Annotated in this window: 23 protein-coding genes and 2 pseudogenes; 14 read left to right on the top strand and 11 right to left on the bottom strand. The window is 75.9% G+C overall.

Annotated elements, in window-relative coordinates; genetic code table 11:
* Nucleotides 1-183: 183 nt before the first annotated feature.
* Nucleotides 184-1,215, bottom strand: a complete 1,032-nt coding sequence (locus tag B8281_RS08565) for a LacI family DNA-binding transcriptional regulator (protein ID WP_085387492.1) — start codon at nt 1,213-1,215, stop codon at nt 184-186.
* 132 nt (nt 1,216-1,347) lie between these two features.
* Here B8281_RS08565 and B8281_RS08560 point away from each other — a divergent pair.
* The 7 genes and pseudogenes from B8281_RS08560 to B8281_RS08540 form a co-directional block, all read left to right on the top strand.
* A pseudogene (locus tag B8281_RS08560) lies at nt 1,348-2,655 on the top strand (beta-N-acetylhexosaminidase); the annotation flags it as partial.
* A pseudogene (locus B8281_RS19965) lies at nt 2,541-2,825 on the top strand (hypothetical protein); the annotation flags it as partial. The pseudogenes B8281_RS08560 and B8281_RS19965, both read left to right, overlap by 115 nt.
* A 42-nt stretch (nt 2,826-2,867) precedes the next feature.
* Nucleotides 2,868-3,128 (top strand): hypothetical protein, encoded by a 261-nt coding sequence (locus tag B8281_RS19845; protein WP_232322827.1) that lies wholly within the window; start codon nt 2,868-2,870, stop codon nt 3,126-3,128.
* A complete protein-coding gene (locus B8281_RS08555; RefSeq protein WP_085387491.1) occupies nt 3,125-4,777 on the top strand; it encodes an amidohydrolase family protein in 1,653 nt (550 codons plus the stop codon). The genes B8281_RS19845 and B8281_RS08555 overlap by 4 nt, the downstream gene beginning before the upstream one ends.
* Before the next feature lie 49 nt (nt 4,778-4,826).
* Nucleotides 4,827-6,203, top strand: a complete 1,377-nt coding sequence (locus B8281_RS08550; RefSeq protein WP_085387490.1) for an alanine racemase — start codon at nt 4,827-4,829, stop codon at nt 6,201-6,203.
* Nucleotides 6,204-6,261: 58 nt separating this feature from the next.
* Nucleotides 6,262-6,669, top strand: a complete 408-nt coding sequence (locus B8281_RS08545) for a RidA family protein (RefSeq protein ID WP_021483739.1) — start codon at nt 6,262-6,264, stop codon at nt 6,667-6,669.
* A 98-nt stretch (nt 6,670-6,767) separates the two neighbouring features.
* Nucleotides 6,768-7,976 carry an AAA family ATPase gene (locus B8281_RS08540; RefSeq protein ID WP_085387489.1) on the top strand — a complete coding sequence of 403 codons (1,209 nt, stop codon included), beginning with the start codon at nt 6,768-6,770 and terminating at the stop codon, nt 7,974-7,976.
* A 54-nt stretch (nt 7,977-8,030) separates the two neighbouring features.
* Here B8281_RS08540 and B8281_RS08535 read toward each other — a convergent pair whose 3' ends face one another.
* From B8281_RS08535 to B8281_RS08525, 3 genes are all read right to left on the bottom strand, one after another.
* Nucleotides 8,031-9,233 (bottom strand): glycerate kinase, encoded by a 1,203-nt coding sequence (locus B8281_RS08535; RefSeq protein ID WP_232322735.1) that lies wholly within the window; start codon nt 9,231-9,233, stop codon nt 8,031-8,033.
* Nucleotides 9,234-9,369: 136 nt separating this feature from the next.
* Nucleotides 9,370-9,897, bottom strand: a complete 528-nt coding sequence (locus tag B8281_RS08530) for a MarR family winged helix-turn-helix transcriptional regulator (protein ID WP_085387488.1) — start codon at nt 9,895-9,897, stop codon at nt 9,370-9,372.
* 59 nt (nt 9,898-9,956) lie between these two features.
* On the bottom strand, nt 9,957-10,718 hold the full coding sequence (locus tag B8281_RS08525; RefSeq protein WP_043655243.1) for an isoprenyl transferase: 762 nt from the start codon (nt 10,716-10,718) through the stop codon (nt 9,957-9,959).
* 266 nt (nt 10,719-10,984) lie between these two features.
* Between B8281_RS08525 and B8281_RS08520 the strand changes: the two genes are divergently transcribed.
* Nucleotides 10,985-11,758: a hemolysin III family protein gene (locus tag B8281_RS08520; RefSeq protein WP_085387487.1), complete on the top strand. Its 774-nt coding sequence runs from the start codon at nt 10,985-10,987 to the stop codon at nt 11,756-11,758.
* Nucleotides 11,759-11,800: 42 nt separating this feature from the next.
* On the opposite strand, the gene B8281_RS08515 is transcribed toward B8281_RS08520, so the two are convergent.
* Genes B8281_RS08515 through mca form a run of 3 tightly spaced genes read right to left on the bottom strand, consistent with a single transcriptional unit; the run spans nt 11,801 to nt 13,961 of the window.
* On the bottom strand, nt 11,801-12,607 hold the full coding sequence (locus B8281_RS08515) for a carbon-nitrogen hydrolase family protein (RefSeq protein WP_085387486.1): 807 nt from the start codon (nt 12,605-12,607) through the stop codon (nt 11,801-11,803).
* Between the two features lie 2 nt (nt 12,608-12,609).
* A complete protein-coding gene (locus B8281_RS19520; protein ID WP_085387485.1) occupies nt 12,610-13,023 on the bottom strand; it encodes a hypothetical protein in 414 nt (137 codons plus the stop codon).
* Nucleotides 13,020-13,961 (bottom strand): mycothiol conjugate amidase Mca, encoded by a 942-nt coding sequence (gene mca, locus B8281_RS08505; RefSeq protein ID WP_051028194.1) that lies wholly within the window; start codon nt 13,959-13,961, stop codon nt 13,020-13,022. The genes B8281_RS19520 and mca overlap by 4 nt, the downstream gene beginning before the upstream one ends.
* A gap of 208 nt (nt 13,962-14,169) precedes the next feature.
* On the opposite strand from mca, the gene B8281_RS08500 reads away from it, so the two are divergent.
* Both B8281_RS08500 and greA read left to right on the top strand, forming a co-directional pair.
* Nucleotides 14,170-14,604 (top strand): DUF4307 domain-containing protein, encoded by a 435-nt coding sequence (locus B8281_RS08500; protein WP_051876692.1) that lies wholly within the window; start codon nt 14,170-14,172, stop codon nt 14,602-14,604.
* Nucleotides 14,605-14,932: 328 nt separating this feature from the next.
* Nucleotides 14,933-15,415, top strand: a complete 483-nt coding sequence (greA, locus tag B8281_RS08495; protein ID WP_021483866.1) for a transcription elongation factor GreA — start codon at nt 14,933-14,935, stop codon at nt 15,413-15,415.
* A 94-nt stretch (nt 15,416-15,509) separates the two neighbouring features.
* Here the strand turns inward: greA and ilvA are convergent, their stop codons facing one another.
* The 3 genes from ilvA to B8281_RS08480 all read right to left on the bottom strand — a co-directional run bounded on the left by ilvA (nt 15,510) and on the right by B8281_RS08480 (nt 19,400).
* Nucleotides 15,510-16,775, bottom strand: a complete 1,266-nt coding sequence (gene ilvA / locus B8281_RS08490; RefSeq protein WP_085387484.1) for a threonine ammonia-lyase — start codon at nt 16,773-16,775, stop codon at nt 15,510-15,512.
* Nucleotides 16,772-18,082 (bottom strand): AI-2E family transporter, encoded by a 1,311-nt coding sequence (locus tag B8281_RS08485; protein ID WP_081600043.1) that lies wholly within the window; start codon nt 18,080-18,082, stop codon nt 16,772-16,774. The genes ilvA and B8281_RS08485 overlap by 4 nt, the downstream gene beginning before the upstream one ends.
* Before the next feature lie 79 nt (nt 18,083-18,161).
* Nucleotides 18,162-19,400, bottom strand: a complete 1,239-nt coding sequence (locus B8281_RS08480) for a cystathionine gamma-synthase (protein WP_085387483.1) — start codon at nt 19,398-19,400, stop codon at nt 18,162-18,164.
* Nucleotides 19,401-19,584: 184 nt separating this feature from the next.
* Here B8281_RS08480 and B8281_RS08475 point away from each other — a divergent pair, with 184 nt between their 5' ends.
* From B8281_RS08475 to B8281_RS08460, 4 genes are all read left to right on the top strand, one after another.
* Nucleotides 19,585-20,379 carry an SDR family NAD(P)-dependent oxidoreductase gene (locus B8281_RS08475; protein ID WP_085387482.1) on the top strand — a complete coding sequence of 265 codons (795 nt, stop codon included), beginning with the start codon at nt 19,585-19,587 and terminating at the stop codon, nt 20,377-20,379.
* Nucleotides 20,380-20,525: 146 nt separating this feature from the next.
* Nucleotides 20,526-21,200, top strand: a complete 675-nt coding sequence (gene msrA, locus B8281_RS08470; RefSeq protein WP_043655228.1) for a peptide-methionine (S)-S-oxide reductase MsrA — start codon at nt 20,526-20,528, stop codon at nt 21,198-21,200.
* A gap of 136 nt (nt 21,201-21,336) precedes the next feature.
* The gene (locus B8281_RS08465; protein WP_085387481.1) at nt 21,337-22,173 is read left to right on the top strand and encodes an aldo/keto reductase; all 837 of its coding nucleotides are present in this window, start codon (nt 21,337-21,339) and stop codon (nt 22,171-22,173) included.
* Nucleotides 22,174-22,270: 97 nt separating this feature from the next.
* On the top strand, nt 22,271-23,098 hold the full coding sequence (locus tag B8281_RS08460; RefSeq protein ID WP_034653394.1) for a CPBP family intramembrane glutamic endopeptidase: 828 nt from the start codon (nt 22,271-22,273) through the stop codon (nt 23,096-23,098).
* Between the two features lie 21 nt (nt 23,099-23,119).
* Here B8281_RS08460 and B8281_RS08455 read toward each other — a convergent pair whose 3' ends face one another.
* Entirely contained in the window at nt 23,120-23,947 is an 828-nt protein-coding gene (locus B8281_RS08455; RefSeq protein WP_144722745.1) for a phosphatase PAP2 family protein, read from the bottom strand.
* Nucleotides 23,948-23,966: the final 19 nt, after the last annotated feature.

Genomic DNA, 23,966 nt, shown 5'->3' with positions numbered 1-23,966 from the left:
CTAGTCGACATCATCCGCGCAAGAACCTGACAGCAGCGTTATCGAAACGCTATCTCGGCGCGTCCAGACCGCGACGCCTTCGGCCGGAGGTGGGAGCGGCTCCCGCCGCAGGGCAGACGACGAGGGCCCCGGCCCGGCGCGCACGAGGCGGCCGGGCCGGGACCCAGGAGGAAGAGGGTGCGGTCAGGCGACCGTCGCGTCACGACCCGTCGCGCGCGCGGCGGCCGTCGAGCCGCGCACGACGAGCTCCGGCTCGAAGAGCAGCTCGTCGCGGGAGACGTCGGCGCCCGCGATCATGCCGGCGAGCAGGTCGACGGCCGCGCGGCCCATCGGCTCGATCGGCTGGCGCACGGTCGTCAGCGCGGGGTCCGTCGAGTTCATGAGGTTCGAGTCGTCGTAGCCGACGACGGAGACGTCGGCGGGCACGTCGAGCCCCGCGCGGCGGACGGCGCGGACCGCGCCGAGCGCGAGGGGGTCGCTCGCGCACACGATCGCCGTCGCGCCGGCCTCGAGGAGCCGGTTCGCGGCGGCCTGACCGCTCTCGAGCGAGTACTGGCTGTGCACGACGAGCGCCGGGTCCAGCGCGTGGCCGTGCCGCTCGGCGAAGGCCTGCGCGGCGGCGAGCTTGCGCTCGGACGGCACATGGTCGGCCGGGCCGAGGAGCAGGCCGACCCGCTCGTGGCCGAGGGACAGCACGTGGCCCAGCGCCTGGTTCATGGCGACGAGGTCGTCGCACGAGACGCGGGGGAAGTCGAGGTCCTCGACGGACGCGTTCATCAGCACGACGGGCAGGCCGAGCTTCTCGAGCCGGCGGAAGTGCGCGTGGTCGGCCTGGCGCTCGGCGTAGAAGCCGCCCGCGAAGATCACGCCCGACACGTGCTGCCCCAGGAGCAGGTCGATGTACTCGGCCTCCGTCACGCCGCCCGCCGTGCGGGTGCACAGCACCGGGGTGAACCCCTGCTGCGCGAGCGCGCCCCCGATGACCTCGGCGAACGCCGGGAAGATGGGGTTGACGAGCTCCGGGAGCACGAGCCCCACGAGGCGGCCGCGCTCCCCGCGCAGCTTGGTCGGCCGCTCGTAGCCGAGCACGTCGAGCGCCGTGAGCACCGCGTCTCGCGTGGCCTGCGAGACGCCGGGCTTCCCGTTGAGCACGCGGCTCACGGTGGCCTCGCTGACACCGACCTTGGTGGCGACCTCCGCCAGACGTCTCGACATGCCGTCGACTATACGTCCGGCTGCAAGCGGCTTGCGTGATCCTCCCTGCGGTCGACGCACGTTTGCGGCAGCGCTGCCCGTCCGTCCACAGCCGGGTAGGACCACACGGCGCGGGCCCGATAGGCTCGTTCGGTGTCCTTCCAAAAGGTGCCCACCTCGTCCACGGCGGACCCCGCCGGGATCCTCCCCGCCCCGGTGACGCTCGAGCCCGGCGCCGGGACGACCGTCGTCGCGGACGGGACGTCCGTCGTCGCGGACCCCGCCCTGCGCCCCGCGGCGCGCTGGTGGCGGCGCGTCACCGAGGACGCGTTCGGCCTCGACCTCGTGCCCGCCCCGGCGGGCGCCGCGCCCGCCGACGGCACCCCGTCCGTGGTCTTCGCGGTCGACGACGACCTCCCGCCGTCGGGCTACCGCCTCGTCGTCGGCGACGACGGCGTCCGGGTCGGTGCGGGCGACCTCGACGGCGCGCACGCCGCGGCCCAGACCCTGCGCCAGCTCGCCGGCCCCGCCGCGTTCCGTCGTGCTCCCGCCGTGACGGGCGCGGGCGGTCGCTCCACGCTCGCGCTCCCCCACGTCGCGATCACCGACCACCCGCGGTTCGCGTGGCGCGGCGTGCTGCTCGACGTCGCGCGCCACTTCCTGCCGAAGGCCGACGTCCTGCGGTTCGTCGACCTCGCGGCGGCGCACCGGCTCAACGTGCTCCAGCTCCACCTCACCGACGACCAGGGGTGGCGCGTCGAGATCGCGCGCTACCCCCGGCTCACCGAGGTGGGCGCGTGGCGGCGCGAGTCCGGGCTCGGCACCTGGCGCGCCGGCGTCGCCGACGGCCGTCCGCACGGCGGCTTCTACACGCAGGACGACCTGCGCGAGATCGTCGCGTACGCGCGCGAGCGCGGCGTCACCGTGGTCCCGGAGATCGACGCACCGGGGCACGTGGAGGCCGCCGTCGCCGCGTACCCGGAGCTCGGCACGCGCAAGCGACCGCACGAGGTCCGCACCACGTGGGGCGTGAGCACCGAGGTGCTCGACCCGTCGGAGGAGTCCCTGACGTTCTTCCGGCACGTGCTCGACGAGGTGCTGGAGATCTTCGACGCGCCGTTCGTCGCGATCGGCGGTGACGAGGTGCCCACGACGCTGTGGCGCGAGAACCCCGCGATCGTCGCGCGCGCGGAGGCGCTCGGGCTCGACGACGTCGCCGGGCTGCACGGCTGGTTCCTCGCGCGGCTCGCGGAGCACGTCGCGTCCCGCGGTCGGCGGGCGGTCGTGTGGGACGAGGCGTTCGGCCCCGCGCTCCCGCGCGACGTCGTCGTGACGTCGTGGCGCGGCTGGGCCGTGGGCGCGGACGCGCTCGCGGCGGGCCACGACGTCGTCATGGCGCCCGAGCAGGTCGTGTACCTCGACCACCGCGGCGGCGACACCACGGACGAGCCCGTGCCGGTCGGGTTCCTCACCACGCTCGACGACGTGTACGCGTTCGAGCCCCTGCCGGCCGAGCTCGCGGGTGCCGCGCGCGGCACGGCGGGCGGTCCCGCCACGGCCCCGCGCCGGGCGCGCTGCTCGGCGGGCAGGCGGAGCTCTGGTCCGAGCACCTCGACTCCGCGCGCCGCGTCGACTACGCCGCGTTCCCGCGCCTCGCGGCGTTCGCCGAGGTCATGTGGTCCCCCGAGGCCGACCGCTCCCCCGGGTCCCCCGCGGCGCTCGCGTTCCGCGAGCGCCTCGTCGCGCACCACCTGCCGCGCCTCGACGCGGCCGGCGTGGAGTACCGGCCGCTCGACGGGCCGCACCCGTGGCAGACCCGGCCCGGGGTCGCAGGCTGGCCGCGCGACCGCGCCGAGGAGCTCGCCGCGGGCGGCCTGCGCGGCGTCGGCGGCTGGGTCGAGGGTCGCGACGAGGACGCGGGCGGCCCGGCATGAGCGCCCTCGTGGTGCGCGGGGCGCGCCTCGTCGAGCCCGACGACGGCCCCTCCGCCCCCGTCGACGTCACCGTGCGCGCGGGCCGGGTCGAGGGCGTCGCGCCCGCGGCCGGTACCGCTCCGGCGGGCGCCGACGTGCTGGACGCGGACGGCCGGCTCCTGCTGCCCGGGTTCGTCGACGCGCACGTGCACGGGGAGGCCGCCGTGCTCGACGACGACGTGCAGCTCGCCATGCTGCGCCAGGGCGTGACGAGCGTCGTCGTCGGGCAGGACGGGGTGTCCTACGCGCCCTCGCCGCGCCCGGACGCCGACGGCGGGCCTGCGGCGTCGGGCCTGCACGACGCCGCCGCCTGGGCGAGCGGGTACTTCGCGGCGATCAACGGCGAGCACCCGACGTTCCGCGGCGGGTCCGTCGCCGACCTCCTCGCCACGTACGACGGCACGACCCGCGTCAACGTGGGCTACCTCGCCCCGCACGGCACGATCCGCTACGCGGTGCTCGGCGCCGCCGCGCGCCCCGCGACGCCCGCCGAGACGGACCGGATGCTCGCACTGCTCGCCTCGGCGCTCGACGACGGCGCGCTCGGCCTGTCGACCGGCCTGGAGTACGTCCCCGCGACGTACGCCGACGAGGCCGAGCTCGTCGCGCTCGCGCGCGTGCTCGCAGCCCGCGGCGTGCCGCACGTGTCCCACATGCGCGGCTACGAGGACCGGGCCGGCCCGGCCTTCGCGGAGCTCGTGCGCGTGGCGCGCGCGTCCGGGGTCGCGACGCACGTCTCGCACTACCACGGCCCGGCCGCGGAGCTGCTGGGGTACGTCGACGACGCGCACGCCGCGGGCCTGGACGTCACGTTCGACTCGTACCCGTACCTGCGCGGCTGCTCGATCCTGTCGATGGTGTCGCTGCCGATGTGGCTCCCCATCGCGGACGTCGACGCGACCGTCGCGGCGCTCTCCGACCCCGCGGTGCTCGAGCGCCTGCACCGCGAGCACTTCCCGCACCTGGCCGACCTGTGGCCGCGCGTGACGATGGCCGCGGTCCCGACCGGCCCCCTCGCCGGGGCCGCGCCGGGCCCGGCCGAGGACCTGTCGTGGACGGAGGGCATGACGTTGCCCGACGTCGCCGCGCGCCTGGGGCTGTCCCCCGCCGAGACCGCGGTGCGGCTGCTCGTCGCGACGCGGCTGCGCGCGTCGTGCGTGTTCGCCCAGCCGCCCACGAACTCCCCCGAGTCCGTCCGCGCCCTGCTGCGCCACCGGGCGCACGTCGGCGGGTCCGACGCGATCTACGCACCGGTCGGGGGCGGCGGCCGCCCCCACCCGCGCGGCTGGGGCGCGTTCGCGCGCTTCCTCGCCGAGCACGTGCGTACGCTCGGGGACTGGACGTGGCACGACGCCGTCACGCACCTGTCCGCGCGGCCCGCCGCGCGCTTCGGGCTCGCCGGGCGCGGTGCGGTCGTCCCGGGGGCGGTCGCGGACCTCGCGCTCGTCGACCCCGACCGCGTGCGCGACGAGGCGACGTACGAGGACCCGCGCCGACCGGCGTCGGGCGTGGACGACGTGCTCGTCGCGGGCGTGCGCGTCCTGCGCGACGGCGCGCTCACCGGCGCGCTCCCGGGCCGCCCGCTGCGCCCGGGCGCCCCGGCGGCGTGAGCCGCCCCCTGCACCCGTCCACGAGAGCCCCGTCCCCGAGGAGGACCCCATGACCGGCACGACGCACGACGCCGCGCGGCCCGCACCCGACCGCCCCTGGGCGCGCGACGTCGTCGGGCCCCGGACCAAGGGGCTGCGGCTCCCGGCCGGGACCACCGTCGCGGACGTGCTCGCGGGCTCGCCGCGCGTCACCGACGACGCGTTCTCCTGGCCGCTGCTCACGCTCGACGACGCGGCGCTCGACCACAACGTCGGCACCGTCGCGCGCGTGTGCGCCGAGCGCGGGGTCGAGCACGCGCCGCACGTGAAGACGACGATGTCGCGCGCGCTCTACGCGCGCCAGGCCGCGGCCGGGGCGTGGGGCGCGACGGTCGCGACGCCGTCCCAGCTGCGCACGGTGCGCGACTGGGGCGTGCCGCGCGTGCTGCTCGCCAACGAGCTGCTCGACCCGCGCGAGATCGCGTCGCTGCGCGACGACCTGGCGCGCGCCGAGGCCGCGGGAGGCGACGACGAGGTGTGGCTGTGCGTCGACTCGCCGCACGGGGTCGACCTGCTCGCCCGCGGGTTCGCCGACGCCCCGACGGCCGTCCGCGCGCGCCTCGGCGTGCTCGTCGAGCTCGGCGTCCCCGGCGGGCGCACCGGCGTCCGCAGCACCGCCGCGGCGCTCGACCTCGCGCGCGCGGTCCGCGCGTCGGGCCTGCGCCTGCTCGGCGCGACGGGGTACGAGGGCTCGGTCGCGGGCGGCACGACCGCCGACGAGCTCGCCGCCGTCGGCGCCTGGTGCGACGGGCTGCGCGAGCTCGGCGCCGCGTTCGTGCGCGAGGGTCTCGCGGGCGTCGACGAGCCGCTCGTGCTGTCGGCGGGCGGCAGCACGTTCCTCGACGTCGTGCTCGCCGGGCTCCCCGGCCCGGTCCCCGGCGCGGACGGGCGCGAGGTCGAGGTCCGCGTCGTCGTGCGCTCGGGCGCGTACGTGACGCACGACCACGGCTTCTACTCGCGCACCGACCCGTGGAGCCGCATCCCCGGCGCGGAGCCGCTGCGCGCCGCCGCGACCGTCTGGGGCCAGGTGCTCTCCGTCCCGGAGCCCGGGCTCGCGGTCTGCGGCATCGGCCGGCGCGACGTCTCGTTCGACATCGACCTGCCCGTCGCGCTCTGGCTGCGCTCGCAGTCCGACGACGGCTGGCTCGCCCCGCGCGAGCTCGCCGGCACCCGTGTCACCGCGCTCAACGACCAGCACCTCTACCTCGCGCTGGACGCGGACGAGGCCGGCGGCGGGCAGGTCGGCGGTCCCGCCACCGCCCAGGTCCGCCCGGGCGACGTCGTCGGCTTCGGCATCTCCCACCCCTGCACGACGTTCGACCGGTGGCGCGTCGCCGCCGTCGTGCGGGGCGACGAGGTCGTGGACCTCGCGACGATCGACCTCTGACCCACCCCGACGACCCCGCACGAGACCCAGACACCCAGACGCTCCGAGAGGACCCCGCATGACCACCGAGAAGACCGCGATCTCCACCCCCGACGCCCCGGCCCCCGCGCACACGTTCCACCAGGGCGTGCGCAAGGGACCGTTCGTCCAGGTCTCGGGCCAGGGGCCCGTCGACCCGGCGACGAACGAGTACCTCTACCCCGGCGACGTCGCCGCGCAGACCACGCGCACGCTCGAGAACGTGCGGGCGATCGTCGAGGCGTCCGGCGCCACGTTCGACGACGTCGTCATGCTCCGCGTGTACCTCACGAAGCGCGAGGACTTCCCGATCATGAACGACGCGTACGGCGCGTTCGTCGCGCAGCACACCACGAAGGGCGTGCTCCCCAGCCGCACCACAGTCTTCACGGGTCTGCCGCGCGAGGAGATGCTCGTCGAGATCGACGCGTTCGCGATCACCGACTGACGCGCCACGCGGCCCGACGCCGCCTCGCCTCGCACCGCGCCGGGGCCCGCGCCGCCGCGTGGGACCCGGCGCGTAGCGTGCCGGGCGGGAGGTGACCGATGCTCGCGACGATCGCGGTGGAGGGCTACCGCTCGCTGCGGAGCCTCGTGCTGCCGCTCGGGCGGCTCACGGTCGTGACCGGGGCGAACGGGACGGGCAAGTCGAGCCTGTACCGCGCGCTGCGTCTGCTGTCCGGGTGCGCGCTCGGCGGCGCCGTCGGCGCGGTGGCCCGGGAGGGCGGCCTGCGGTCGACGCTCTGGGCCGGGCCCGAGCAGGGCGGTCGGGCCGCGCGCGCGGGCGGCGCGGTCCAGGGCACGCGCCGGACGGCGCCCGTCGCGCTGCGCCTCGGGTTCGCGGGGGCCACGCCGGACGACCTGGGCTACGCGGTGGATCTCGGCCTGCCGCAGCACCCGGGGTCGGCGTTCGCCCTCGACCCGGAGATCAAGGTCGAGACCGTCTGGTCGGGGCCCGTCCCGCGGCCCGCGACGCTCCAGGTCGAGCGGCGCGGACCGGCCGTCCGCGTGCGCGACGACGCGGGCCGCTGGCAGTCCTCGCCCGCACGCCTGCGGCCCTTCGACAGCGTGCTCACCGAGCTCGTCGACCCGGTGGGCGCGCCGGAGGTCGTCGCGGTGCGCGAGCGCCTGCGGTCGTGGCGCTTCTACGACCAGCTGCGCACCGACGCCGACGCCCCGGCGCGCTCGCCGCAGCTCGGCACCCGCACGCCCGTCCTCGCGCACGACGGCGCGGACCTCGCCGCGGCGCTGGAGACCGTGCGCGACCTGGGGCGCGGCGACGAGCTGGACGACGCCGTCGCCCGCGCCTTCCCCGGCAGCCGGCTCGCGGTGCACGCCGACGACGGCCGGTTCGAGGTCGCCTTCCACCAGGACGGGCTGCTCCGGCCGCTCACCGGCGCCGAGCTCAGCGACGGGACGCTGCGCTACCTGTTCCTCGTCGCCGCGCTGCTCTCGCCGCGACCGCCCGAGCTCCTCGTGCTCAACGAGCCGGAGACGAGCCTGCACCCCGACCTCCTGCCCGCGCTCGGCGCGCTCGTGCACGCGGCGGGCCGCGAGACGCAGGTCGTGGTCGTCACGCACGCGCCGCCGCTCGTCGAGGCGCTGCGCGACGCGGCCGCGTCGGGCCCGGCGGACCTGTCCGGCGCGGACGAGCTCGTGGAGGTCGAGCTCGTGCGGTCACCGTTCGGCGAGACGACGGTCGCCGGGCGCGAGGGGCTCCTCGACCAGCCCGCGTGGGCCTGGCCGAAGCGCTGACGGCGGCACCGTCCCCCGGGAGCCGGCCGAGGGCAGCGGCGAGGGACGCGCCGGTCAGCGCCGCGACGCGACGTGCAGGCTCGTGACGGTCGCCGCGAGGTCGACGAGGCGGGACGCCGTGCGGTCGAGCAGCTCGTCGAGCGCGATGGGCCCGGGCGCGATGCTGAACGCCGCGGCGATCCCGGCCTCGCGCGCCTGGTGGGCGGGCAGCAGCACCCGGCCCGCGAGCACGACGACCGGAGGCCGGTGCGGTGCCTCCGCCGCGAGGGCGCCCATCGCGTCCGCGACCTTCCCGTTGACGGACTGCGAGTCGAACGACCCCTCGCCCGTGACGACGAGGTCGGCAGCGCGGATGGCAGCGGGCAGCCCGACCGCCTCGGCGACGAGGCGCGCGCCCGGCTCGAGCTCGGCGCCGAGGACGCCGACCATGCCCGCGGGCACGCCGCCCGCGGCGCCCGCACCCGCGAGCTCCGCCACGTCGACGCCGGTCTCCTGCGCGAGGACTCCCGCCCAGCGCCGCAGCGCGTCGTCGAGGAACGCCACGTCCGCCGGCTGGGCGCCCTTCTGCGGTCCGAACACGTGTGCCGCGCCCCGCTCGCCGTGCAGGGGGTTGGTGACGTCGACCGCGAGGCGCCAGCGGACCTCGCGCGCCCGCGGGTGCAGGCCGGACAGGTCGAGCCGCGCGACCCGCGCGAGGCCCTCCCCGCCGTCGGGCACGGGCGCGGCGTCGGCGTCGAGGAGCCGCGCGCCGAGGCCCGTGAGGATGCCCGCGCCGCCGTCGGTGGACGCCGACCCGCCGAGGCACACGATCACCTCGTCGACCCCCGCGTCGAGCACCGCGGCCGCCGCGGCGCCCGTGCCCCGGGTGTGCGCGTGCAGGGGCTGGAGCGCGACGTCGCTCACCTGGGGCAGCCCGCTCGCCTCGGCGAGCTCGACCACGCCGAGGCGGCCGTCGGCCGAGACCCCGTAGCGCGCGGTGCGGGGACGGCCGATCGCGTCGACCGTGGAGACCTCCCGGGCCGGGACGCCCCACACGGCGAGCAGGGCCTCGAGCGTGCCCTCGCCGCCGTCGGCCATGGGGAGCTCGACGACCTCCGCGTCGGGGACGACGCTGCGCACGCCCGTCGCGACGGCGCGCGCGACGTCGGCGGCGCTCAGGCTGCCCTTGAACGAGTCGGGCGCGACGACGACGCGCAGCGGGCCGTCGGCGCGGGGCCCGGGGACGGGGTTCGGGATGGTGCTCGGCGTTGAGGACACGCTCGCATCCTAGGCAGGCCGACGTGCGACGGCCCGTAGCGGAAGGGACGGACCGGACGTGTTCCGCGCCACAGCGCCGAGCGTGCGAAGCCGGTGCTGAGGCGCCGAGGTGCCCGCCTCGTCCGTGGGCGCGCGCTCAGGCGCCCGGGGCGCCCGCCGCGCGTCCCGGCGCGGCGTCCGGGATGTCCGGCTGCGCGGCGCGCAGCCGCTCGAGCAGCTCGCCGAGCGTGGCGAGGTCGGTGTCGTCGAGCGCGCCGCCCACGTACGTCGCGATGGCCCGGGCGTGCGCGCGGCCGGTCGCGCGCTGGAGGTCCCGGCCCGCCGGGGTGAGCCGGACGAGCGTGCCCCGCGCGTCGTCCGGCGGGGTCGCCCGCTCGACGAGGCCGCGCGCCGCGAGCCGGTCCACCATGCGGCTCAGCGAGGGCTGGCTGAGCAGGATGTACGCGTTGAGGTCGCGCAGCCGCATCCCGTCCTCGGGGCCCTTCGTCAGCGAGAACAGCACGTCGTACTCGCGCAGGGTCAGGCCGTCCCAGACCGGGTCGGACTGCAGCCGCCGCATGATCGCGACCTGGGCCCGGAAGAGGGACTCCCACGTCTCGACGGCGAGGCGCGCGCTCCCGGGGCCCGGCTCGGGGCCCGCGTCGTCGGCGTGCTGCTGCGTCATGTCGCCCCCGGACGGATCGGTCGATGCATTCGCATCGACCCTACCCGCCGGGTGACCGATCAGCGGCCCAGCCGGCGTTCGCGCTGCGAGTACGCGCGCAGCGCGCGCAGGTAGTCGACGCGACGGAAGTCGGGCCAGTACGCCTCGCAGAAGTAGAACTCCGAGTGCGCGCTCTGCCACAGCAGGAAGCCGCCGAGGCGCTGCTCGCCCGACGTGCGGATGACGAGCTCCGGGTCCGGCTGGCCCTTGGTGTAGAGGTGCTCCTCGATGTGCTCGACGTCGAGGTTCTCCGCGAGGTCCTGCAGGCGCGCGCCCGCGGCGGCCTGCTCGCGCAGGTACGACCGCACGGCGTCGGCGATCTCGTGGCGCCCCCCGTAGCCGATCGCGACGTTGACCTGGAGGCCGTCGACGGCGGCCGTGCGCTGCTGGGCGTCGCGCAGCGCCGCCGTGAGCCGCTCGGGCAGCAGGTCGAGCCGACCCATGACCCGCAGGCGCCAGCGGCCCGTCTCGGCGAGGTCGCGCACGGCGTCCTCGATGATGTCGAGCAGCGCCGACAGCTCCTCCTGCGACCGCGACAGGTTGTCGGTCGAGAGCATCCACAGCGTGACGACCTCGACGCCGAGGTCCTCGCTCCAGCCCAGGAACTCCGTGATCTTGTCGGCACCCCGGCGGTGGCCGGTCGCCGTGGACTCCCCGAACGAGCGCGCCCACCGCCGGTTGCCGTCGAGGATGACCCCCACGTGGCGCGGGACGCTCTCGCGCGAGAGGGTCGCCGCGAGGCGACGCTCGTAGAGTCCGTAGACGGGGCGGGGCAGGCGCACGCTGGTTCCTCGGCGATGGGCGGACGGGGACGCCCGGCGGGCGCGCCCCGGTGCGGGGCGCTCGGGCCGAACCCGCACACGCTACCGCTCGTCCGTGCCCGGTCCGGCGGGCCCGGACCGCTCCGCGCGCCCCTGCCCAGGATCTTCACACCGCGAGGCGGGGACCGGTCGCGAACCTACGTTGGCGTAACTTACGATGGCGTAGGTTGGCGTGGGAGCCCCGCGCCGGCCTCTTCCGTGCACGGACACACCACCGAGGAGACGTCGTGGACCGACCGACCGACCGCGACCGCACCCCGAGCGCGCCGCCCGCCGACCCGGGCCCGGCGCACGCACCCGGCACCGACGCGCTCGACTCCGTCCGCGAGAACGTGGGCGACGCGGTCGCGAAGGTCGCCGAGGTCGTCAAGCCGCGCCTGCGCGGCTGGATCCACGCGGGGACGTTCCCCCTCGCGCTCGTCGCGAGCATCGTCCTCGTGCTCGTCGCGCCACCCGTCGCGGGCAAGGTCGCGTGCGCCGTCTTCGGCCTCAGCGCGTGCCTGCTGTTCGGCACGAGCGCGGTCTACCACCGCGGCACGTGGTCGCCCCGCGTCGCGGGCGTGCTCCGCCGCGCCGACCACTCGAACATCTTCCTCATCATCGCGGGCACCTACACGCCCCTCGCCGTGCTCCTGCTCCCCCAGCGGACCGCGACGATCCTGCTCGCGATCGTGTGGAGCGGGGCCCTGCTCGGCCTCCTCGCCCGGATCCTGTGGCTCGACGCCCCGCGGTGGGTGTACGTGCCCATCTACGTCGCGCTCGGGTGGGTCGCGGTGGGCTACATGCCGCAGTTCTGGACGACGACGAACGGCCCGGCGATCGTCTGGCTCGTCGCCGTCGGCGGCCTCGCCTACACGCTGGGCGCCGTCGTCTACGGCATCAAGAAGCCCAACCCCAGCCCGCGCTGGTTCGGCTTCCACGAGATCTTCCACGTGCTCACGGTCGTCGGCTACGGGTGCCACTACGCCGCGATCCTCATCGCGGCGCTCGCCGCACGCTGAGCGCCCGTCGCGCTGAGCGCCCACCCGGGCGCCCCGCGCGGCTCAGTCCTTCGGGACGACGACGTAGCGCCGGTTCGCGAGCGACGGATTGCGCTCGCGCACCGCGGCCAGCGCGGCCGGGTCGAGGTCCGCGCTGCGCAGCTCCGCGCGCTCGCCGAGCTCCAGCCCCACCTGGCCGTCGGGGCCGACGAGCAGGGAGCGCCCGGTCACGCCCCGGCCCGCCTGACCCACGGCGAGCACGACGGCGGTGTTCTCGATCGCGCGGGCCCGCGCGAGGGTGCGCCACTGGTCCGCCTTGAGCTCGCCCGCCGCCCACGCAGCCGGCACCACCAGCACGTCGGCGCCCGCGTCCACGAGGCGCCGCGCGCTCTCCGGGAAGCGCAGGTCGTAGCAGGTCATCACGCCGAACGTCAGGTCGCCGACGCGCAGCACGAGCGGCGGCGCGGCCGGGTCCCCCGCGTCGAGCCGGTCCGACTCGCGGTGACCGAAGGCGTCGTAGAGGTGCACCTTGCGGTACGTCCCCACGAGGTCGCCCGCGGCGTCCACCGCCACGACGACGTTGACCGCCCGGCCGGACGCGCTGCCCGGCACGAGGGTCCCCGCCACGACCGCGACACCGTGCTCGCGCGCGAGCCGGCGCAGCGTGCCGACGAACGGCCCGTCCAGCGGCTCCGCGTGCTCCGCGCCGGTGCCGCGCGGGTCGAACGCCGCGGCGTACTCCGGCAGCACCAGCAGGTCGGCGCGCACGCGCGCCGCCTCCCGGAACGCCGCGCCGACGGTCACGAGGTTCGCGGCGTGGTCGGCCGAGACCTCGAGCTGCCCGATCGTGACGCGAGCGCCGGTCGCCACGGTCAGCCCTGCCGCTCCGGGCCGCTCTCGTCCGGGCCGCGCCCGTCGTGGGTGCCGCCGGACGTGGAGCTGTCCGGCGCGGCGCCGTCGGACGCGGAGCCGGCGGACGCGGAGCCGGCGGGGGTCTCCGGGGCGGTCGCGTCGACCGGGCCGTCCGGGCCGATCCCCTGGGTCTCGGCGTTGTGCCGCATGCGTCGGAGCTGGCGCGAGAGCCCGAAGAACAGGGCCACGGTCGCGAGCGCCACGGCGAAGATCGCGAGGAACCCGGCGAGGCCGGGCGACACGTCGTTCGGGTCCAGGTCCTCGCGCAGCGGGTCGTCCGACGGGCTCGGCGTCGCGGTCTCCGCGACGACGTCCGCCGCCCAACCCGGGCCGCCCGCGAGCGTCGGCACGTCGAGGAAGGGTGCCGCGCTCATGAGGCCACCTCCTCGCCCGCGACGAGCTCCCGCACGCCGGCGAACAGGTCGTCCTCCGGCAGGTCCGTCGGGACGCGCGACTCCGCGAGCTCGAACTCCTCGAACGGCCACACGTCGACCTCGAGGTCGCGCGGGATCGCGAAGAAGAAGCCCTCCGGGTCGATCTGCGACGCGTGCGCGATGAGCGCCGCGTCACGCTGGGCGTAGTAGCGCGCCACGTGGACGCGCGTCGTGACCTCGCGCTCGGGGATCTCCCGCGCGGACCGCGACTCGACCCAGTCGCCGAACGGCGACTCCAGACCCGCGCCCTGCATCGCCTCGTGGAGCGTGCGGATGCGGTTCATCGAGAAGTCGTGGTTGTAGTACAGCTTGAGCGGCGACCAGGGCGCCGCGCCGCCCTCCCGGCGGTAGCGCTCCGGGTCGCCCGCGGCGTGGAACGCCTCGAACGCGACGCGGTGGCACATGACGTGGTCCGGGTGCGGATAGCCGCCCGACGGGTCGTACGTCGTGACGACGTGCGGACGGAACTCGCGCACGAGCTCGACCAGCGGCGCGGCCGCCTCCTCGAGCGGCACGAGACCGAACGAGCCCTCGGGCAGCGGCGGCAGCGGGTCCCCCTCGGGCAGCCCCGAGTCGACGAACCCGAGCCACTGCTGCCGGACGCCGAGCGCGCGCGCCGCGGCGGCCATCTCGACGCGGCGCAGGGCGCGCATGCCCTCGATGTCCGCCGGGCCCTCGCCGAAGCTCGGGTTGAGGATGTCGCCACGCTCGCCCCCGGTGCACGTGGCGACGAGCACGTCCACGCCCTCGGCCGCGTAGCGCGCCGTCGTCGCGGCGCCCTTGCTCGACTCGTCGTCGGGGTGGGCGTGCACGGCCAGGAGACGGAGCGTCTCCGGCTGCTCGCGGTGGGTGGTCGATCCGGCCGCGGGTTCGGCCACTGGTCCTCCCGGGTGCGTCGTACGTCTCCTCGCGCGGCCTGGGACGCGGCACAGGACGCCGTGGGTGCACGACGAGGGCCGGGGCTCTGCGAAGATGGGTCGAGGACATGATCCACCACCGCGCCCACACCTGACGAACCGCCGGCCACCGCCGGCACCCGCCGGGCCAGCGACCGGGGCGCGGCGGCACCGACCACGGGACCGCACCATGACGAACGAGACCACCGCCCCGCAGCCGAGCCCGAGCACGCCCCTGCGCCCTCCGGCGGGCCGGTACGGGCCCGAGCCCACCGAGCGGCGTCGGCGCCTGGCGGTCGTCGGGATCGTGCTCGTCGCGGTCGTCGGGCTCGCCGTCACGTTCGTCATCGGGCTGCGCTACGCGAACGAGCCGGTGCGCTACAAGGACTTCGGGTACACCGTCGTCAGCCCGGAGCGCGTGGACGTCACGTTCGAGGTGTACATGGACCCGGGCACGACGGCGACGTGCACCCTCGACGCGCTCGCCGAGAGCTACGCGCAGGTCGGCACGGTCGACGTCACGGTCGGTCCCGTCGAGGTCACGGAGTCGCGCTACACCGTGAGCGTCGCGACGTCGGAGCTCGCCACGACGGGGATCGTCCAGTCCTGCCGCCCGGCCCCCTGAGCCGCCCGGCCGTCGTGCGGCCCGGCCGCCGCACTCCCGTCCGTCGTGCCGCCGGACCGGCCCGCCCCGCGCCGTCGGCACCTCGTGCTTTGCTATCCTGAGGGATTCCCGCACCCGACCGCGTGCGGCCCGCGGCCGGTGCTCGTGACAGGCGACCGACCACCGGGCGACCCGGCGGTCCGGCGGGAACCAGTCCTCCGCGCTGCCACCCGGGCAGCGTCACCGACCCGGGCAGGCAGGCGCTCGCGTGAGCACGCGCCCCGGCTGCCCGTCTCTGCACGGCCGTGCCCGGCGCGACCGTCGAACCATGGAAAGGAAGGAGCGAACCGTGACCGACACCACCGTCACCTGGCTGACCCAGGAGGCGCACGACAGGCTGCAGGCCGAGCTCGCCCACCTGTCCGGCGAGGGCCGCACCGAGATCGCGGAGCGCATCGCCGCCGCCCGTGACGAGGGCGACCTCAAGGAGAACGGCGGTTACCACGCCGCCCGCGAGGAGCAGGCCAAGAACGAGGCCCGCATCCGCGAGCTCACCGAGAAGCTGCGCAACGTGCGCATCGGCACGCCGCCGGACGACGGCAAGGTCGAGGCCGGCATGGTCGTCACGGCCGTCGTCGCGGGCGACGAGATGACGTTCCTCCTCGGCTCGCGCGAGATCGCCGGCACGACGGACCTCGACGTGTACTCGCCGACGTCCCCGCTCGGTGCCGCGATCGACGGCAAGACCGTCGGCGACGAGACCAGCTACACCGCTCCGAACGGCAACGAGATCGCCGTGAAGATCACCGCCGCGAAGCCCTTCGAGGGCTGACGCGCCCCCGGCGGCCGCACGCCGCCGGGCGAGACGTGAGAAGTGGCCCCTCCGACACGTGTCGGAGGGGCCACTTCTCGCTTCTCGGGTCTCGTCAGACCCGCGGCGACCCGCCGTCGCTGCGCTCGACGCGGTAGCCCGCGGAGCGCAGGTGGGCGACGAGCTCGTCACAGTGCTCGGGGCCCTTGGTCTCGACCTGCATGCGCACCCACGCCTCGCCGATCGCGAGGCCCACGTCGGTGCGGTCGTGGTCGATGTGCATGATGTTTCCCCGCCTCGCCGCGATCGCCTCGAGCATGCGCGCGAGGGCGCCGGGGCGGTCGTCGAGCAGCACCTGGAGCTGGATGTACCGGCCTGCGGCGGCGAGGCCGTGCCGCACGACCCGCAGCAGCACGAGCGGGTCGACGTTCCCCCCGGACAGCACGACGACGACCGGTCCCTCGACCGGGTCCGCCGCGCCGGCGTCGACCGCGGCCGTCCCGGACAGGAGCGCCGCGACGCCGGTCGCGGCGGCGGGCTCCACGAGCAGCTTTGCGCGCTCGGCGACCATGAGCAGGGACCGGGAGATCTCCTCCTCGGTCACGGTGCGCACCTCGACGCCGTGGTGCGCGACGATCCCGAACGGCACCGCTCCCGGGGTCCCGACCGCGATGCCGTCGGCCATCGTCCCGGCGAGCCGGGCCGTCGTCGGCTCTCCTGCGGCGAGCGAGCCCGGGTAGGCGGCGGCGCGCTCCGCCTGCACCCCGATGACGCGCACGTGCGGCGCGGCCTGCGCGAACGCCGCGGCGAGCCCGGCGACGAGCCCGCCGCCGCCGAGCGGGGCGACGACGGTCCGGACGTCGGGCACCTGCTCGAGGATCTCGAGCGCGATGGTCGCCTGGCCTGCGACGACATCGGGGTGGTCGAACGGGTGGATGAAGACGGCGCCCGTGCGGTCGGCCTCGGCGCGCGCGGCGGCGAGCGTCTCGTCCACGTCGGCGCCGACGAGCCGGACCTCGGCACCGTACTGGCGCGTCGCCGCGACCTTGGGGAGCGCGGCGTCGACCGGCATGTACACGACGGCCCGGATGCCGAGCAGTCCCGCGGCGAACGCGACGCCCTGCGCGTGGTTGCCCGCGCTCGCCGCGACGACGCCGCGCGCCTTCTCGTCGGCGCTCAGGCGCGCCATGCGCACGTAGGCGCCGCGGACCTTGAACGACCCCGCGCGCTGGAGGTTCTCGCACTTGAGCAGGACGCGGACGCCCGCCGCCTCGCTGATGGCCCGGGTGGTGTGGACCGGCGTGCGGTACGCGACGCCGTCGAGCAGGCGGGCGGCGTCGCGGACGTCGTCGAGCGGGACGGGCACGGGACCCGAGGTCACCGCGCCTCTCCCGGCGTGCCCTCGCCCGGTGCGTCGGCGACGCCGGCGTCCTGCGTCTCGACGACCGCCGAGCCGCCGGCGTCGTGCGCCCGGCGACCGGGGCGGCGGGCGCCCGTGTCGTCGAGGTCGGACTCGGCGCGCGCGATGACGGGCGGCTGCGGGCTGCCGCGCACGACGACGCGGTCGTCGGTGCCGAGCTCGGGGAACTTGTCGTGGCCGTGCAGGTAGAGCACCACCGTGTTGAGCACCGCGGCGATCGGGACCGCGAACAGCGCGCCGACGATGCCTGCGGCGAAGCTGCCCGCCGCGACGACGAGCAGCACGGCGACGGGGTGCAGCGAGACCGCGTGCCCCATGAGGAAGGGCTGGAGGATGTGGCCCTCGATCTGCTGCACGAGCAGCACGATGCCGAGCATGACGAGCGCCTGCACCCAGCCCTGCGCGACGAGCACCACGAGCACCGCGATGGACCCGGTGACGATGGCACCGACGATCGGGATGAACGACCCGACGAAGACGAGGATGCCGAGCGGCAGCGCGAGCGACGGCACGAAGAACGCGGCGCCGACGCCGATGCCGACCGCGTCGACGGCCGCCACGAGGATCTGGGTGCGCGTGTACGCGGCGAGCGTCACGATGCCGCGACGGCCTGCCTGGTGCACGCGGTCGCGGGCGCGCAGCGGGAGCAGCCCCACGACCCACGACCAGATCGAGCGGCCGTCGAGCAGGAAGAAGAACGTGCAGAACAGGGCGATGAGGGCCCCGGCGAGCACGTGGCCGATGGTCGTCGCCGCGCCCAGCGCGCCCGAGACGATCGAGTCCTGGTTCTCGGACACCGCGGTCCCCGCCTGGTCGAGCCAGTGCGAGAGCGTGGTGGAGTCGAGGCCGAGGGGGCCGTCGGCGAGCCAGTTCGTGAACTGCTCGAAGCCCTCGACGGCCTGGTCGCGCAGGTCCTGGAAGCCGCTGACGATCTGCTGCCCCGCGATGGCGATGAGCCCCGCGACCACGACGATGAGCGCGATGAGCGCGGCGCCCGACGCGAGGCCGCGCGACATGCGCAGGTGCCGCCGGAAGAACCGCTGGACCGGCGTGAGGAGCACGGTGAGCAGCAGCGCCACCGCGATCGGCACGACGATCACCTTGAGCTGCGTCACGACCCACAGCCCGGCCGCGATCGCCGCGCCGATGAGCAGCAGGCGCCACGACCACGCGGCGGCCGAGCGCACGGCGTCGGGCACGGCCGCTGCGCCGGGACGCGCGGGAGGAAGCGGGTCGGGGGTGCGGTGCTGGTCCGTCTGCGCGCTCACAGCGCAACCCTAGGGGAGCGGCCCCCGCCGCGCGCCCCTGCGCACGGCGAGCCCGCGCGGTGTGCGCAGGATCTCCCCGTCAGGCGAGCGCCTGCCCGAGGTCGGCGAGGAGGTCCTCGACGTCCTCGATGCCGACGGACAGCCGGACGAGGTCGTCGGGGACCTCGAGCGCCGTGCCCGCGACGGAGCCGTGCGTCATGCGGCCGGGGTGCTCGACGAGCGACTCGACCCCGCCCAGCGACTCCGCGAGCGTGAAGACCCGCGTGCGCGCGCACACGTCGAGCGCCTTGGCCTCGCTGCCCACGCGGAACGAGACCATGCCGCCGAACCCGGACATCTGGCGCGCCGCGAGCTCGTGGCCCGGGTGCGACGCGAGGCCCGGGTAGATCACCTCGGTCACGGCCGGGTGCGCGTCGAGGAACTCCGCGACCGCGGCCGCGTTCGCCTGGTGGCGGTCCATGCGCACCGCGAGCGTCTTGAGCCCGCGCAGCGTGAGCCACGCGTCGAACGGTCCGGCGACGGCGCCCGACGCGTTCTGGTGGAAGCCCACCGCCCCCGCGACGTCCGTGCCGCCCGCGGGCGACGAGAGCCCGCCGGGGAGCTGCGCGCCCGTCGCCACGACGAGCGCTCCCCCGACGACGTCGCTGTGGCCCCCGACGTACTTCGTGGTCGAGTGCACGACGACGTCCGCCCCCAGCGCGAGCGGCTGCTGGAGGTAGGGGGTCGCGAAGGTGTTGTCGACGACGAGCAGCGCCCCGGCGTCGTGCGCGACGCCCGCGAGCGCCGCGACGTCGCTCACTCCGAGCAGCGGGTTCGTCGGGGTCTCGACCCAGACGACGCGCGTCTCGGGGCGCACGGCGGCGCGCACGGCCTCGACGTCCGTGAGGTCGACGGGCGTGTGCTCGACGCCCCACGGCCCGAACACGCGGGCGATGAGGCGGTAGGTGCCGCCGTACGCGTCGTCGGGCACGATCACGTGGTCCCCGGGGCGCACGACGGCCCGCAGCAGCGTGTCCTCGGCGGCGAGGCCGGACGCGAAGGCGAACCCGCGCGCGGCGGGCGAGCCGCCGTCGGGGCGCAGGCCCCCGGACTCCGCGGCCGCGAGCGCCTCCTCGAGGGCGGTGCGCGTCGGGTTCGCGGAGCGCGAGTACTCGTAGCCGCCGCGCAGCCCGCCGACGCCGTCCTGCTTGTACGTCGAGACCTGGTGGATCGGCGGCACGACGGCGCCGGTCGTCGCGTCCGGGTCCTGGCCCGCGTGGATCGCACGCGTGGAGAAGCCGGTGGTGGTCCAGTCGGGGTGCTCGCTCGAGGTGGTCACCCGACCAGCCTAGGCGCACCCCCTGCGCCGAGCAGGCGGTCCTGGTCCGTCCCGCTACCCGGACGAGCGAGGACCACCTGCTCGACGGCGGCCGTGGCGGGGGCGGTGGCGGCCGCGACCGCCGCGGGGCACGGTAGGGAGGCGGGCGGCGGCCGTCGTCCGACGACCCGGAAGGAGCCCGCGCATGAGGATCGACCTGGACGGCAGGAGGGCGCTCGTCACCGGCTCGGCGCAGGGCATCGGGCTCGCGATCGCGCGCACGCTCGCGGCGTGCGGCGCGGCGGTCGTCGTCAACGGGCGCTCCGAGGAGACGGCGCAGCGGGCCGCCGCCGACGTGCGCGAGCACGTGCCCGGGGCGGACGTGCTGGGCGTGGCCGCGGACCTCGCGACCGACGAGGGGACGGCGGCCGTGCTCGACGCCGTGCCGCACGTCGACGTGCTGGTGAACAACCTCGGCATCTTCTCGAGCGCGGACCCGCTCGCGATCGACGACGCCACGTGGCGCCGCTACTTCGAGGTGAACGTCCTCGCGGGCGTGCGGCTCACGCGCGCGTACCTGCCGGGGATGACGGAGCGCGGCTGGGGCCGGGTGCAGTTCGTCGGGAGCGACTCGGCGGTCGTGATCCCGGCCGAGATGATCCACTACGGCGTGACGAAGACGGCGCTGCTCGGCGTCTCGCGCGGGTTCGCCAAGGCCGCGGCGGGCACGGGCGTCACGGTCAACAGCGTGCTCGCCGGGCCCACGCACACGGGCGGGGTGGAGGCGTTCGCGCGCGAGCTCGTCGGCGACGACCTGCCGTGGGACGAGGCGCAGCGCGTGTTCATGCGCGAGCACCGCCCGCAGTCGCTGCTCCAGCGCCTCATCGAGCCGGAGGAGATCGCGCACATGGTCGCCTACCTCGCGTCGCCGCTGGCGTCGGCGACGACCGGCGCCGCGGTGCGCGTCGACGGCGGGTACATCGACTCGATCGTCCCGTGAGAGGCTCGGGCCGGACGCCTCCCTCGACCCCCTCGGTCGCGGCACGTCCGCGGAACACCGACCGCCCCCGCCGCGTTCTACCCCGTGCCAGGACGATGCGTCGTGGGCCAGCGCCCCGGTCGTCCGGGCACCTCAGGAGGTAAGCGATGAACTCGATCTTCGACGCGATCTTCGGCTCGTCCGGCAAGACGACGATGATCGCCCCGGAGGACGCGCTGCCCGGGCGCCAGTCGCCCGTGCTGCAGACGCCGCGTCCCCACACCGTGCTCGGCACCTCGATCACCGGCCCGTGGCCCGAGGGCACGCGCGTGCTCTACCTGGCGATGGGCTGTTTCTGGGGCGCCGAGGAGATCTTCTGGCAGGTCCCCGGGGTGGTGAGCACCGCCGTCGGCTACATGGGCGGCACGACGCCGAACCCCACCTACGAGGAGGCGTGCACCGCGCGCACCGGCCACACCGAGACGGCGCTCGTCGCGTACGACCCGACGAAGGTCTCCGAGGAGGAGCTGCTCAAGATCTTCTGGGAGCGCCACGACCCGACGCAGGGCTACCGCCAGGGCAACGACGTCGGCACCCAGTACCGGTCCGCCGTGTACTGGACGACGCCCGAGCAGGAGCGGGCCGTCCGTGAGACGGCGGCGCGCTACTCCGCGGTGCTCGAGGCCAAGGGGTACGACCCGGTGACGACGGAGATGCGCCCCGCGGCCGAGGCCGGGCCGTTCTACTACGCCGAGGACTACCACCAGCAGTACCTCGACAAGAACCCGAACGGCTACCGCTGCCACGCGACCACGGGGGTCCCGTTCCCGAGCGCCGCGTAGCACCCGCCGAGAGGTGAGAAGTGGCCCCTGGTCCCGCCGGATCAGGGTTCCACTTCTCGCGTCTCGCCCGCGCGACGTCCCGCTGGCGCGTCCCGCCGAGGTGCGGGGCCGCCGGGGTCGCCCGCACGATGGGCCCATGACGATCCCCACCCTCGCGGCGCAGGACGGCACGACGATCCCCGCGATCGGACTCGGCACCTACCGGCTCCAGGGCGAGGAGGGTGCGGACGCCGTCGCGCGCGCGATCGACGCGGGGTACCGGTTGATCGATTCCGCGTTCAGCTACGAGAACGAGGGCGCCGTGGGTGCGGCGGTGCGCCGCTCGGGCGTCGCGCGCGAGGACGTGCTCGTGACGTCGAAGCTCCCCGGGCGCCACCACGCGCACGACGACGCCGTCCGGACGGTCGAGGAGTCGGTGCTGCGCACGGGCCTGGACTACCTCGACCTGTACCTCGTGCACTGGCCCAACCCGCGCGTGGGCCGGTACGTCGAGGCGTACGAGGCGCTCGTGGAGTGCCGCGACCGGGGCCTGGTCCGGCACGTCGGCGTCTCGAACTTCCTGCCGGAGCACCTGGACGCGGTGATCGCAGCGACGGGCGTGACGCCCGTCGTGAACCAGGTCGAGCTGCACCCGTACTTCCCGCAGCCGCTCCAGCGCGCGGCCGACGCGGAGCGCGGCGTCGTCACGGAGGCGTGGAGCCCGATCGGTCGCGCGAACGACCTGCTCCGGGACCCGGTCGTCACGCAGGTCGCGGCAGCGCACGGCGTCTCCCCGGTGCAGGCGATCCTGCGCTGGCACGTGCAGCTCGGCGTCGTGCCGCTGCCGAAGGCGTCGTCGCCGGAGCGTCAGCGCGAGAACCTCGACGTGTTCTCGTTCGAGCTGACCACGCACGAGATGAACGCCCTGACCGGGCTCGCCCGGGCGGACGGGCGCACGAACGGCCAGGACCCGGCGGTGTACGAGGAGCTGTAGCGCCGGGACCGCACGGCCCGGTCCCGGCGCGGCGGCGCGCGCCCCGGCCCGCCGGTCGTGGCACCGTGTGCGCGTGACCTCCCCGGCGCTCAGCCCGCTGCCCGACGCCGCCCGCCCGCCCTGGGCGGTCGGGTCGCCCCTGCGGCTGCTCGCCGCGGTCCTCGTGTCCGGCTCCGCGGTGCTGCTCTTCGCGGTCCACGCGCGCCCGCTCGGGTACGTCCCGCTCGTCCTCGGGGTCGCGCTCGGGCTGCTCGTGGACCGGCGCCTCGGCCGCGACCTCGCGCTGGTCGGCGTCGGGATGGGGATCATCTCGACCATCTCGCTGAAGGCCGACCTGTCCGACGCCGGCATGGTGCGCTTCGCCGTCGTGCTCTCCCTCGCGGTGCTCGTCCCGTGGGCGCTGTCCCGCTTCGTCTTCCGCGAGGACGCCGTCACGTTCCCCGTCGCGACGGGGCGCCGCTGGACGCGGGGGCAGGTCGTGTACCTGGTCGTGGTCGTCGTGGCGGGCTACCTGATCCTGCCGTTCTACTTCATCGGGTCGGGCGCGTACCTCAACTGGCCGCCGATCACGGGCGGCGCGGAGATCGCGCGCCTGTTCGTCGGCGTCAACGCGGTGGGCATCTGGGACGAGCTGTTCTTCGTGTGCGTGGTCTTCGCGCTGTACCGCGAGCACTTCGGGGTGTGGACGGCGAACCTGCTCCAGGCGACGGTCTTCGTGTCGTTCCTCTGGGAGCTCGGCTACCGCGAGTGGGGCCCGCTGCTCACCGTGCCGTTCGCGCTCGTCCAGGGCTGGATCTTCTCCTGGAGCAAGTCGCTCACCTACGTCGTGGCCGTCCACCTGCTGTTCGACGTCGTGGTGTTCGCCGTGCTCGTGCACGCCCACCACCCGGAGCTGTTCGACGTCTTCGTCACCGCGCCGCGCTGACGGCGCGGCCCGCGGGCGAGGTCAGGACGGTCGGGCGAGCAGCACGCGGCGCACACCGTCGACGCGGCACGCCGCCGCGACGGCCGTCGTGGCGGGACCGGCGAGCACCGTCACCGCCGCCACGACCACGGCGACGCCCACGGCCGCGCCGGCCACGACGTCGTGCGGGAAGTGCACGCCCTGGGCGACGCGGGCCGCCGCGACCGCCACGGCCAGCAGGGCCGGCACGACGACCCACACCGCGAGGTCGCGCGTGCGGGATCGGGTCGCGTGCCGCGCCGGCACGGCGCCGGGAACCCGCACGGCCGGCGCGCCGGCGAGGACGACGGCGGTCGCGAGGGCGAACGCGATCGCGGTGTGGTTGCTCGGGAACGACCAGTCGCCCGCCGCGGGGCAGTGCGCGACCTCGACCAGCTCCCAGCAGCCGCGCGGCTGCTGCACGAGCGACTTCACGGCCTCGCTCGCGGCGTAGGCGGCGACGGCGCCCACGCCGGCGACGAGCGTCGTCGCGACCGCGGGCGGGCCGCCCCGGCGCGAGCGCCAGGCCACGAGCGCGCACCAGGCCACGAGCACGAGCACGCCGCCCTCGGCGACGAGCTCCGTCCCGGGGAGCTCGGCCGTGCGCGCCGTGACGGCGAGGTAGAGGGACTCGCTCGGCCCGCGCAGCATCCGGGCGGCGAGGACGACGAGCGCCGCCCCGACGAGCCACGACAGCGCCACGAGCGCCTGCCCCGCCAGCCCGGACGACGGCTCGGGGGCGGTGGGTCCGGCCAGCTCGCCGTCGCTCTCGTCACGCGTCGGGACGGGGTCGGGCAGGGTCGTGGTGCGGGACGAATCGGGCGAAGTCATCGGACGAGGGTATGCCGGG

This window comes from Cellulosimicrobium sp. TH-20 (assembly GCF_002105775.1).
Classification (GTDB): Bacteria; Actinomycetota; Actinomycetes; order Actinomycetales; family Cellulomonadaceae; genus Cellulosimicrobium; species Cellulosimicrobium funkei.
The sequence above is the reverse complement of the archived record's forward strand: the minus strand, read 5'-3'. Positions and strand labels throughout refer to the sequence as shown.